General features: G+C 51.4%; 10 protein-coding genes and 1 pseudogene. 4 read left to right on the top strand and 7 right to left on the bottom strand.

The features are described from left to right. Positions 1 to 1,051 (bottom strand): 5-(carboxyamino)imidazole ribonucleotide synthase (locus tag O71_RS20265; RefSeq protein WP_007660838.1); only part of this gene is annotated, 1,051 nt, incomplete at its 3' end. Between the two features lie 150 nt (positions 1,052 to 1,201). Between O71_RS20265 and O71_RS20260 the strand changes: the two genes are divergently transcribed. From O71_RS20260 to O71_RS20245, 4 genes are all read left to right on the top strand, one after another. Then, positions 1,202 to 1,819 carry a MarC family NAAT transporter gene (locus O71_RS20260; RefSeq protein WP_040575002.1) on the top strand — a complete coding sequence of 206 codons (618 nt, stop codon included), beginning with the start codon at positions 1,202 to 1,204 and terminating at the stop codon, positions 1,817 to 1,819. 176 nt (positions 1,820 to 1,995) lie between these two features. After that, positions 1,996 to 2,616 (top strand): MarC family NAAT transporter, encoded by a 621-nt coding sequence (locus O71_RS20255; protein ID WP_007660835.1) that lies wholly within the window; start codon positions 1,996 to 1,998, stop codon positions 2,614 to 2,616. Between the two features lie 153 nt (positions 2,617 to 2,769). Then, on the top strand, positions 2,770 to 3,810 hold the full coding sequence (hemE, locus tag O71_RS20250; RefSeq protein WP_007660833.1) for a uroporphyrinogen decarboxylase: 1,041 nt from the start codon (positions 2,770 to 2,772) through the stop codon (positions 3,808 to 3,810). A gap of 131 nt (positions 3,811 to 3,941) precedes the next feature. Next, positions 3,942 to 4,922, top strand: coding sequence for a porin (locus O71_RS20245; RefSeq protein ID WP_081490552.1), 981 nt, complete (start codon positions 3,942 to 3,944; stop codon positions 4,920 to 4,922). A gap of 67 nt (positions 4,923 to 4,989) precedes the next feature. Here O71_RS20245 and O71_RS20240 read toward each other — a convergent pair whose 3' ends face one another. The 6 genes and pseudogenes from O71_RS20240 to O71_RS20215 all read right to left on the bottom strand — a co-directional run bounded on the left by O71_RS20240 (position 4,990) and on the right by O71_RS20215 (position 11,936). Then, positions 4,990 to 6,789, bottom strand: coding sequence for a TrkH family potassium uptake protein (locus O71_RS20240; protein WP_007660830.1), 1,800 nt, complete (start codon positions 6,787 to 6,789; stop codon positions 4,990 to 4,992). Positions 6,790 to 6,823: 34 nt separating this feature from the next. Continuing rightward, complete coding sequence (locus tag O71_RS20235) at positions 6,824 to 8,623, bottom strand: TrkH family potassium uptake protein (protein WP_007660828.1); 1,800 nt, start codon at positions 8,621 to 8,623, stop codon at positions 6,824 to 6,826. Beyond that, positions 8,604 to 9,623: a bifunctional heptose 7-phosphate kinase/heptose 1-phosphate adenyltransferase gene (locus O71_RS20230; protein ID WP_007660827.1), complete on the bottom strand. Its 1,020-nt coding sequence runs from the start codon at positions 9,621 to 9,623 to the stop codon at positions 8,604 to 8,606. Before O71_RS20230 ends, O71_RS20235 begins: the two co-directional genes overlap by 20 nt. Continuing rightward, a pseudogene (locus O71_RS20225) lies at positions 9,623 to 10,830 on the bottom strand (pyridoxal phosphate-dependent aminotransferase). Before O71_RS20225 ends, O71_RS20230 begins: the two are co-directional and overlap by 1 nt. Positions 10,831 to 11,035: 205 nt before the next feature. Then, the gene (gene recR, locus O71_RS20220; protein ID WP_007660826.1) at positions 11,036 to 11,644 is read right to left on the bottom strand and encodes a recombination mediator RecR; all 609 of its coding nucleotides are present in this window, start codon (positions 11,642 to 11,644) and stop codon (positions 11,036 to 11,038) included. Then, positions 11,628 to 11,936 carry an ATP-dependent Clp protease adaptor ClpS gene (locus O71_RS20215; RefSeq protein WP_007660825.1) on the bottom strand — a complete coding sequence of 103 codons (309 nt, stop codon included), beginning with the start codon at positions 11,934 to 11,936 and terminating at the stop codon, positions 11,628 to 11,630. The genes recR and O71_RS20215 overlap by 17 nt, the downstream gene beginning before the upstream one ends. Positions 11,937 to 12,257 lie beyond the last annotated feature (321 nt).

The raw sequence follows: 12,257 nt of genomic DNA, 5'->3' as shown, positions 1-12,257 counted from the left end.
TGTGTCCCATCTTGCGGGCAGGACGGGTGTATTTCTTGCCATACAAGTGAATGTAAACGCCCGGTACAGCCAGCGCTTCCTGCAGCCCTTCGTATTTGGCCTCGCCGTCATAGCCGGGTTCACCCAACAAGTTCAGCATCACAGCGGCACTCTGTATATCGGTACTGCCGAGCGGCAGATTGAGGATGGCACGCAGGTGCTGTTCGTATTGGGAGGTATAGTTGGCTTTGATGGTATGGTGCCCGCTGTTGTGCGGACGAGGCGCTACCTCGTTTACCAAAATCTGGCCGTCCTTCGTCAGGAACATTTCCACAGCCAGTATACCAACCATGTCAAATGACTCGATCACGCGGGTAGCGATTTCGATAGCCAGCCGCTGCAGCTTGTAGGGCACATTGGCCGGCGCGAAAAGCGAGTCTACCAGGTTGTGCTCCGGATGAAAACTCAACTCCACCACCGGGAAGGCTGTTACCTGTCCGTTGGCGTTGCGGGCTACGATGACAGAAATCTCCTTCTCAAAATCCACCAGCTTCTCCAGCACCGATGGCTCTGTAAAGCCTTTGCTCAGATCCGTATCGCTCTGCAATCGGGTTACGCCGCGGCCATCGTAGCCCTCGCGACGCAGTTTCTGGAAAGCAGGCAGGAAATCAGTATTGGCTTGTAGTTCATCGGCATCTTTCAGGATTCTGAAATCAGCAGTAGGTATAGCATGTTTCTTGTAGAACTCTTTCTGCAGGCCTTTGTCTTGTATAGTGCGCACAGTACGTGCATCCGGGTATACTTTCACGCCTTCCTGCTCCAGCTTCTCCAGTGCATCGGCATTCACGTGTTCGATCTCAATTGTGAGAATGTCACAGTTCTTGCCGAACTCATACACCGTGTCGAAATCGCGGAAGCTGCCCACGTAGAACTCGTGGCACACGTCTTTGCAGGGGGCGTTCTCGTCCGGGTCGAGCACCAGGGTGTAGAGGTTAAAATCGAGTCCGGCCTGAATGAGCATGCGGCCCAGCTGTCCACCGCCCAGTATCCCGAGCTTTACTTCTCCTTTCATAGTATCGTTGCTTAGGGTGTTGACTACCCAAAATTAAGGATTAAGTTTTAATCGCCTTGCCTTCTATTGCATTTCTATACCTGGAGAACGTTGTTCTTTGGTTTTATATTGATTAAAAACTATATTGGAGGTTCTACGTTTATCGCTCCCATGGAAATTATTCTTGCCACGCTTTCTGCTCTCTTCTCCGTTGTGAACCCGTTCGGAGCCATGCCTGTCTTCCTGACACTTACTCAAAATGACACCCCTGCTCAGCGTAACCAACAGGCGCTCAAAGCTTGTCTGTACATGGTAGGTATACTGGCCGTGTTTTTCCTGGCAGGGCAGTACGTGCTCAACTTCTTCGGTATCCGTATTCACGATCTGCGCATTGCGGGAGGCTTGATGATCATGCGGGCCGGTTTTGAACTGCTCACACCGGGAGGCAGTAATAAGAAAGTGTCGCCGGATGTGGTGGAAGAGGCGCAGCACAAAGAAGACATTTCCTTCACACCGCTGGCCATGCCCATGCTTTCCGGTCCGGGTGCCATTGCGGTGAGTATCGGCCTGTTCACGACTTCGCTTTCCTTCTGGGATATGACCCTGATTCTGGTTGGCATCATTTTGCTGGCAGTGATCTCTTATGTCATTCTGCGCTTCTCAACGCAACTTACCCGCTTCATGGGCAAGGCAGGTCTATCTGCGCTCTCTCGCATCATGGGCTTTATTGTGCTGTCAATTGGCGTGAATTTCATCGTATCGGCCATTTATGCGCTGTTTTTGTCGTAGACCAGGATTGAAGGATTGACAGGATTTTCGAAGCTACGGCGTCATCCTCAATTGAACTTCATTCATTATCCCACAAGAAAAATCGTTCTTCACACTTAACAATCATACAATACGGCGGTAACGCAGGCGTAATTTCCGGGCTATAGCTTTGCATCAGAAAACAACCTGACCAAGCTATGGAAATGATGCTGGCCACTTTTTCGGCCTTATTTAGTGTGGTAAACCCCTTCGGGGCCATGCCCGTTTTCCTGACCCTAACCCAGGACGACACCCCCTCCAACCGCAACCAACAGGCGCTGCGGGCCTGCATTTACATGGCGCTTATACTGGGGGTGTTTTTTCTGGCCGGGCAGTATGTGCTCAACTTCTTCGGCATCCGACTCCACGACATCCGTATTGCCGGCGGACTTATGATCATGAAAGCGGGCTTCGAGCTACTCTCCAGCAAAGCGCACCGTGGCAAAAAGGTGTCGAAAGGCGTGCTGAAAGAGAGCATGCGGAAAGAAGATATTTCCTTCGCCCCTCTGGCCATGCCGATGCTGTCGGGCCCGGGAGCCATTGCCGTGAGCATCAGCCTATACTCCGATGCACTTCACATGACAGACCTTGGCTTGGTCGTAACAGCTATTGTCGCCTTGGCCGTAGTGGCATACCTGATTCTGATTTTCTCCCATCAATTACTCCAGTTCATGGGCAAGGCAGGCCTGTCCGCACTGTCGCGTATTATGGGCTTCCTGGTGCTGTCGATTGGAGTAAATTTTATTGTGACAGGTATAAAGGCTTTGTTCATTGCATAGGTATAACCAAATTACTATTTGCGCTATACCTGCTAAAAATCCCCAACCCCATTACCTCGCACAGAGTACACCAACTTTATATGACATTTGCCCTGCAGCATGATGATAACAATCATCTTCCGACAGTCAGCATTTTTAACGTATCTTTGTGCCATGCAATTGAAGAATGACCTGCTTATAAGAGCCGCCAAAGGAGAAACCGTAGAACGTACTCCGGTGTGGCTGATGCGCCAGGCTGGCCGCATCCTACCTGAATACAGAGCCGTACGCGAAAGCCTGAGCGGATTTAAGGAACTGGTGGAAACACCGGACCTGGCCGCCGAAGTAACCATTCAGCCTGTTGATATCCTGGACGTGGATGCCGCCATCATCTTCTCTGACATCCTGGTGGTGCCAGAGGCGATGGGCTGTACCTACGAAATGGTAGAGAAGCGCGGACCATGGTTCCCTAAGACAATCCGTACTGAAGCTGATCTGGCAAGACTCCGTGTAGCCGACCCGCATGAGCACTTGGGTTATGTGCTGGAAGCCATCAAGGTGACTAAAAGAGCCTTGAACGGACGTGTGCCTCTTATCGGTTTTGCGGGTGCGCCGTGGACTATTCTAGCCTACATGGTAGAGGGTAGCGGCTCCAAGACATTCTCGCATGCACGCGGTTTACTGTACACCAACCCGAAACTGGCACACCAGATGCTGCGCATGATCACGGATACCACCATCGCCTACTTGAAAGCACAGGTAGAAGCGGGTGCTAACCTGATCCAGGTGTTCGACTCGTGGGCGGGTATACTTACCCCGGCGCATTACCGCGAGTTCTCCCTGCCATATATCAGCGAGATTTGCAACGCCATCAACGACGTGCCGGTAACGGTATTCGCCAAAGGCGCTTTCTTTGCCCTGGAAGATTTCAGCAAACTGAACTGCGAAACCATCGGCCTTGACTGGAACATGGACATCAAGACGTCCAGAGCACAGGTTGGCCCGAATAAGACCCTGCAAGGCAACATGGACCCGTGCCTACTTTACAGCTCGTTCGATACCATCCAGCACGAGACTATTAAAATGCTGAAGGAGTTCGGGCCGCAGCGCCACATCGCCAACCTCGGTCACGGCGTATACCCTGATACTGACCCGGAGAAGGTGAAATGCTTCATCCAGACAGTGAAGGAATACAGCAGCGCTATAAAGCATTAGAGAATTTAGAGAAAAGCCGTGGTAAGAGCAGCCATATTAGCCATTTTGCTAATTAATGCCCTCTCTGCGTCTGCTCAAACAGATACTACCATGTCGGCAAGCCTGAAGTTCGCTTCGAAGGGTTTGCCGACATTTTTTATGCCTATGATTTCAGTAAGCCTACAGCAGGCTACCGGCAGCCATTCCTTTATAACCACAACCGCCATAACGAGTTTAATCTGAACTTAGGTCTTCTCCGGGCTACTGTGGAACATGGCAGGTATAGAGGTGCTTTGGCGCTGCAAGTTGGCACTTATGCTTCCGATAATTATGCTGCCGAAGACGAAGTGATGCGCCACGTGTTTGAGGCTAACGCAGGTATAGCGCTTGATAAACAAGCAAAGATATGGCTGGATGCCGGAATCATGGGGTCGCACATTGGCTTTGAAAGCGCTATCTCAACTGACAACCTCACTTTAAGTCGTTCCCTTCTGGCTGAGAACTCACCCTACTTCCTCTCCGGAGCCAAACTGACTTTTAACCCCACTCCTACCTGGACACTGGCCGCCTTGGTCGTAAACGGCTGGCAGCGCATTAGAAGACTACCCGGAAACTCCCTGCCCTCCTTTGGCACGCAGGTTAACTATGCGCCGCACGACAACCTGACTCTGAACTGGAGTACCTTCATTGGTACCGACGATCCGGATGCTACCCGCAGAATGCGCTACTTCAACAATGTTTATGGGCAGTTTGGCTTAGGGAAAAGAACCACCCTGATCGCTGGATTTGATATTGGGATACAGCAACAGCACAAAGGTAGTCGCCGCTACCACACCTGGTACAGTCCGGCGTTGATTACACGCTACAAGATCCATGACATGTGGGCAGTAGCCGCCCGCGCCGAGCATTACTCAGACCAGAATGAAGTGATTATATCGGCGCCTGCTGGAGAAAGCAGTTTTAGAGCTACTGGTCTATCAGCCAATGTAGATTATAGTCCGGCCCCAAACATACTTTGCCGACTAGAAGGCAGATGGTTGAAAGGGCAGCATAATATCTTTGAGACAGAGACAGGTTCAACTGACAGTAACTTCACTTTACTTTCATCCATCGCCCTTCGCCTGAGCAGATGAATTGGTGAATGGCTGGATGCAGGATTCGGGCAGATAGCGACTTAATGCGAGTACTCTCAAACTCCGATTATCCGACTGGTACGTGGGTCTCCGGATATTTGTAGGCAGTGGTGGCGGCGCGGGTGCTCAGGGCCAGGGCGAGGGTTAGCGTACCTACCCTGCCCATAAACATCGACACGATAATGACACCCTTCCCGGCATCCGAAAGGCCGGCGGTTATACCTGTGCTAAGACCCACCGTTGCAAATGCCGATACCTGCTCAAAGGCCAGCCTGAAAATATCGAACTGTGAATCTGTGATGGTTAGGATGAACAAAAACAGAATGTTGATCATGGCAGCAAACGTAAACACCGAGAAGGCTTTGTAAGACACCAAATGCGGTATGGTGCGGTTACCTATTTCCACGTTTCGCTTGCCACGTATAGTTGCCCATACCGACAATAGAATAATCGCAAAAGTGGTTGTTTTGATACCGCCCCCGGTAGAGCCCGGAGATGCTCCGATGAACATCAGGAAAATAAACATCAGCAAGGTAGGCACGTTCAGCGCTGAAATATCGAGTGTGTTGAAGCCCGCTGTACGGGTCGTTACAGCCTGAAAAAAAGACGCGATCACAGCTTCCACAAAACTCAGTTGCGCCAAGGTATTGTAATACTCCAGCATAAAAAAGCCTATCGTGCCCATCGTAATAAGGGCAGCTGATGTGAAAATAGTGATACGGGAGAGCAGGCGCCAATTTCTCCAGGGCCTTTCCATTCGTGCCCGCATCGATTGTGGAGACAGCACGTCGAGAATGGTCGGAAAACCGATGCCTCCAAAAATGATCAGGAGTGCCACAGTCAGGTGCATCACATAAGAAAACCTTACTGCCTCGGTATACAAGCCCTCCGGGAAAAGCGATAAACCGGCATTACAGAAAGCAGACACCGCATGAAACACCGAGAAGAAAATCTTACTGCCTAAGCTCTCGAACTGTACTTCCTGTCCCCACGTCAGAAAGATGATCACAGCTCCAATGGCTTCTATAGAAAAGGTCATCACGACCAGTTTGCGCAATAGGTTTTTAGTGGAGAACAGCGATTCGCTTTCCATGATCTCATACATGGCTACGTGCTGTTTTATACCTACGCCCTGCCGCATCAGCGTAGCAAAGAAGGTGGCAAATGTCAGAATGCCCAAACCACCCAACTGCACAAGCATAAGCAGCACTACCTGCCCCGAAAAAGTGAAATAAGTTCCCGGATCCACTACCGCTAGACCTGTCACACAGGAAGCACTGGCTGCCATGAAGAGGGCGTCGATGAAGCGCATACTGCCCGGTGTGGTAATCATGTTGGGCATCATGAGCAGCCCTGCACCTATCAGGATCAGGAACAGGAAACTGAACAGGAAAGAGATCGTGGGCTTAAACTGAAGCGTTTTGAGGTGCACACGTGTCTCCAGCAGCTCAATAATCAGCAGCAGCAGCATAAACAGCGACACGACCACCCGGTATACCTCTACGGAAAGTGGTATGTCGATGCTTTCGAAGAAGGTATAGATCGCTGATTCCTGCAGTCCGTAGGTGCTCACCTCATTAATCAGGATGATTGCCATCAGCAGGCCTTCGAACCAGGTGCGCCTCAGGAACTTCTTCCGCTCGAAGGTATAGAGGATGCGCAGCAGGTATATGATTACGAATATTGACAGGATGGCATCAATCGCATTAAAGAGCAGCTGTATCGTCGCTGGTTTCTGTGCAATGCCATGCGCATAAATTAGCAGGCCAACCGAAATAAGGGTAAGCAGGTAGGTGGTTCGCCGCATCAGGGCGTAAGCTCTGAGCTTACTCCCATAAAGCAACCTGTTTAGCTCTTCTGTGCGCATTTAGTGAAGTTGAAGTCTCAAAGCTAACACAAGCTTAACCAATCGCCAAATGTGTATCCGGGTACTTGTACGCGGTAGAAGTAGCCCGTGTGCTGATAGCTAGCGCCAGCGTAAGCGTTCCCACTCTCCCGATGTACATTGACAGGATGATCACTGTTTTTCCTACATCCGAAAGACCGGCCGTTATACCTGTACTCAGTCCCACGGTGGCAAAGGCAGACACCTGCTCGAATGCCAGTCGCAGTATGTCAAACTGGGCATCAGATATAGACAGAATGATCAGAAACAAAATATTGAAGCCAACCGCAAAGGTAAACACAGCAAAAGCCTTGTAAGACACCGAGTGCGGAATGGTTCGTTTCCCGATTTCAATATTTCGCTTGCCCACGATGGTCGTCCAAACCGACAGGATGATCACTGTAAAAGTAGTCGTTTTTATACCACCCCCCATCGAGCCCGGCGAGGCACCGATAAACATCAGCATCATCATGATCAGCAAAGCCGGCACGGAAATGGCGGAGGTATCCACGGTGTTAAACCCGGAAGAACGGGTGGTTGCCGATTGAAAAAAAGACGTGATAAGCGCCTCCGCAAAGTTCAGGTGCGAGAGTGTATTGAAGTACTCCAGCAGGAAAAAAGTGATTGTACCGAAGGCCAGCAGGGCGGCCGAAGAATACACGGTTACACGTGTCATCATTTTCCAGTTACGCCATGGCATATCCATACGGGCACGCATGGCTCTTGGCGATAGTACATCAATGATAGTGGGAAAACCTATACCGCCTAATATAACCAGAGCAGCGATGGTTAGATGAAGCACATAGGCGCCCTGCAGCGGATTACTGTACAGGCCCTCCGGAAACAAAGAAAAGCCAGCATTACAAAAACCAGACACGGCATGAAATATGGAGAAGAATATCTTACTGCCAAGGCCTACAAATTCAACTTCATTACTCCACGTTGCAAAAACAATCACAGCTCCGATGGCCTCGATAGACAGCGTCATGATGATCAGTTTGCGGAGCAAGCCCTTTGTGAAAGAGATAGACTCACTTTCCATGATCTCAAACATGGCCACGTGCTGTTTTATACCAATCCCCTGGCGCATGAGCGTGGCAAAGAAGGTAGCAAATGTCATCACACCCAAACCACCCAGCTGCACCAGCAATAGCAGAATAACCTGCCCCGAAAATGTGAAGTAAGTACCCGGATCCACTACCGTCAGGCCGGTGATACAGGAAGCGCTCGTCGCCATAAAGAGCGCGTCAACAAAGCGCATACCGTCCGGGTCATTGGTCATTTTAGGCAGCATGAACATAGCTGTGCCCAATGAAATGAGCGTCAGAAAGCTCATCAGGAAGGTCACAGCCGGCTTCACCTGCAGGGTTTTGAGGTGTACTCTTGTTTCGAGTAACTCAATCACCAGTAGCAAGAGCATGTAAAGCGAGACCAGCACACGGTAGATCTCCACCGAGAGTGGCATGCCTATACCTTCAAAAATATTGTAGATAACAGGAAAATCGAACAGGTAAGTACCCACATGGTTGACCAGAATGATGGCCATCAGGGCACCCTCAAACCATGTTCGCCGCAGAAACTTGACCCGCTCAAAACCATAGAGGATACGCAGCAGGTATATCACGACAAAGACGCCTAGTATGGCGTCGATGGCGTAAAAAATCAGTTGAACGGTATCCGGATCGGTAACTACACCGTGGGCATACAGCAGCAAGCCTATCGCTACGATGGTGAGCGTATAGGTAGTGCGGCGCATCAGCATGTATGCCCGCAGTTTGCTGCCGTATAGTAGCCTGTTAAGCTGTTCGGTGTTCATGGGTTTCGTACAGCCTGTTCTCTTTTGCTTCTTCGAACAAGCGGTTTCTGTCGACAGGCACTACCCCTACCTGTTCGCATACCAGTCCGCCGCCCAGGTTGCTCAGGCCGGCCATAAATGGCAGCGAAGTGCGCAGCGCCATACACAGCGCCGCAATACTGATCACCGTATCGCCGGCCCCCGACACATCCGAAATAGAACGGCGGTGCGCAGGTATATAGGTTTTCTCCTCACCGTTGGCCACAAATACACCCCGTTCCGAAAGTGTTACAAGCACTTGCTTCGTGGTCAGCCGTTCCTGTAGTTGTGCAACCGCCTCTTCAAAAGCATGCAGGTTTTCGTCGGGGAAGTCTACTTTCAGGCCTTCTTTGAGCTCTTTCAGGTTTGGTTTGAAAAGTGTGCAGCCTTTGTAGCTCAGGAAGTTTTTCTTCTTCGGGTCCACCACACTCGGTATGCCACGCTCGTTAGCCAGTTGGATGAAACGGGCAATATTCCGCTCTGAAAACACGCCTTTGTCATAGTCTTCAAACACGACCACATCAGCCTGATCAAGTAGCTTCAGGTAGTGCTCCTCCAGGTGGCGTTCTTCGTAGTCGGCCAGGTTATGCTCAATCTCAGCGTCCACGCGTAGCAGTTGCTGACCACCGGCAATGATACGGTGCTTGATAGTGGTTACCCGCTCCGGGCTCTGCACGATACCTTCTGTAGACAGGTCTCGCTCTTCCATCAGGCGCAAAAAGTCACCTCCGTCCGGGTCGTCGCCGATCACGGAGCAAAGCAGTGGCGTCGCACCCATGGCCTGCACGTTCAGGGCCACGTTGGCCGCTCCGCCTAGTCGTTTCTCGCGCTTTACCACGTTCACGATCGGCACAGGGGCTTCCGGCGAAATGCGCGTCGACTTGCCCCACAGGTAGGAGTCGATCATCACATCGCCCACGATAAGCACGATCAGGCGGTCAAACGCGCTGAATATATCTTCTAAATTGGTATGCTGATTCATTACTGCAATTTGGCGAGACTCTCCTTGATGCGGCGGAGTGCCTCAATTAGTTTATCGTCGGATGTGGCGTAAGAGAAACGGATACACTGCGGTGCACCAAAGGCCTCACCACTCACCAGCGCCACATGCGCGTCTGTCAGCAGGTATAGACTCAGGTCGAGCGCACTGCTGATGATGTTGCCATTGCAGCTCTTACCGAAATAGTAGCTCACATCCGGGAAAATATAGAAAGCGCCAGTCGGCACGTTGGTCTTGAAGCCTGGTATATCCTGCATGATCTCCAGCACCAGGTCACGGCGGCGGCGGTAGGCATCGCGCATTTCCAGGGCAGATTCGTTTCCACCCAACAACGCCGCATGGGCCGCTTTCTGGGCGATGGAGCAGGTACCGGAGGTGATCTGGCTCTGCATTTTTTCGCAGGCCGTCGCAATGTCTTTGTGCGCCGCAATGTAGCCCACACGCCAGCCGGTCATGGCATAGCCTTTCGAGAAGCCGTTCACGGTGATCACTCGGTCTTTGATGAAGTCGAAGCTAGCCATGCTGGCGTGCTTGCCTCCGAAGTTGATGTACTCGTAGATCTCGTCGGCAATGATGTATACCTGCGGATGTTTCTCCAGCACTTTGGCAATCGCCAGCAGCTCCTCCTCGTCGAACACCGAACCGGTCGGGTTGCAAGGCGAAGAGTACATCACCACCTTGGTATTGGACGTGATGGCATTCTCGAGTTGCTCCGGCGTTACTTTAAAGTCATTCTCCAGACGACCCTGCAGCGGCACCGGTGTACCTTCCGCCAACTTCACGATCTCTTCATACGACACCCAGTACGGCGAGAAGATGATCACTTCATCTCCCGGATTCACCAGGCACATCACCGCATTGGCAATGGACTGCTTGGCCCCTGTCGACACCACAATGTTCTCCGGACCATAGTCCAGGTTGTTGTCACGCTTGAACTTATCGGCAATGGCCTGACGCAGTGCCGGAAAGCCGGTACCGGGGTATAGAAGGTAAAGCCTTCATCAATCGCTTCTTTCGCGGCGTCCTTGATGTACTGTGGCGTCTGGAAGTCTGGCTCCCCGAAGCTCAGGTTGATAATATCATGTCCCTGTGCGGCGAGTTCACGGCCTTTTTTGGCCATCGCGATGGTCTGCGACTCCGAAAGCGCCATGATTCTGTCTGAAAGTATGTGTGATGCTGTGTTCTGCATGCTTATTCTGAATTAAGCTCCAAAGTTAATATAATGCAAGAGAAAACCAGTGAAGTGGAGAGGGAATATGGCGCGAGCGTCTACGCTCGTGACTTGCTATCGTGGGGCCTCTGGCCCAGTTACAACTAACTACCTATACCTATCTCCCTAAACAATAAAGGACATGCTTTTGCATGTCCTTCTCAGCTATTACAAGCCGCGAGTTTTAGTTCTTGCCGTAAGACGTGCGCTCTACGATGCTGCGTCCCAGGGTAATTTCATCAGTATACTCTAACTCGCCTCCTACCGGCACACCACGAGCAATCGTAGTGATGCGCACGTTGTGGTCGCGGAGTTTGCGGGTCAGGTAAAAAGCGGTCGTGTCGCCTTCCATGGTCGGGCTGATAGCCAGAAGGATCTCTTTTACTTCAGAGTTCGGCAGACGCTCCAGCAGCGAATCGATGTGCAGGTCCGACGGGCCTACGCCTTCGATAGGTGAAATCACACCGCCCAGCACATGGTACAGGCCTTTGAACTGCGACGTGTTCTCGATCGCAATCACGTCCCGGATGTCGCTTACCACGCACAACAGACTGCGATCACGCAGCGGGTTGAGACAGATGCCGCATACCTCTGTGTCAGAGATGTTGTGGCACTGCTTGCAGTGTTTTACCTCGGTACGCATTTTTACGAGCGCCTCAGCCAACAAAAAAGTCTCCTCAGACTCCTCTTTGAGCATATGCAGCGCCAATCGCAAGGCAGTCTTGCGCCCTACGCCCGGGAGCTTTGCCAGCTCCTCAACGGCGTTTTCAATCAGTTTAGACGGAAATTCCATTCAACCTCCCGCTACTCGATGTTGGCCGACAGGTCTTTGTCGTGAAGGCAGTGCACATACCTGCCAGCTCCTCGTAAGACCCTACCTTTACAGTGCACTTGCCTTTGTAGTGGATCAGCAGCGTGCATTGCTCCGCCTGTTCCGCCGAGTGGCCGCATACCTTGATAAGCGTTGCGATCACGTGGTCAAATGTATTCACGTCGTCGTTATACACAATCAGGTTATGCAAATCGGTGCTCTCTTCGAGCAAGGCCACCTCATCCTGATGTAAAATTTCTGTCTCAATATTCATAGTGCAAAATTACGAATTTTTACGGAGCTACGGAAGCGGAAAGCACTATAAAACAGCAGTCCACGACCGGCTCCGGCTCTCCCAAAAAAGGTATAGGTTAAAACAATCCGGAACCGGGGTTAATTCCGGGGAAGGCGGATATTATTCTGTCAGAATCAGGATTAAAGGATTTAAAGAGGGCCCCCTACCCCCACGGATTGACAGGATTCTCTTGTAATCCACTGCCCTCGCTCGCGTCCCGCGAGTGTGAGCTATCCGGCGGACTCTGGCCGCCTGTTTTTGTACCTGCCGGCACAGGTGGCGGGACGCCACCAAATACCT

This window comes from Pontibacter sp. BAB1700 (genome assembly GCF_000277005.1).
GTDB lineage: Bacteria > Bacteroidota > Bacteroidia > Cytophagales > Hymenobacteraceae > Pontibacter > Pontibacter lucknowensis.
Note: the sequence above shows the minus strand (reverse complement) of the source record. Positions and strands in the feature narration are given on the sequence as shown.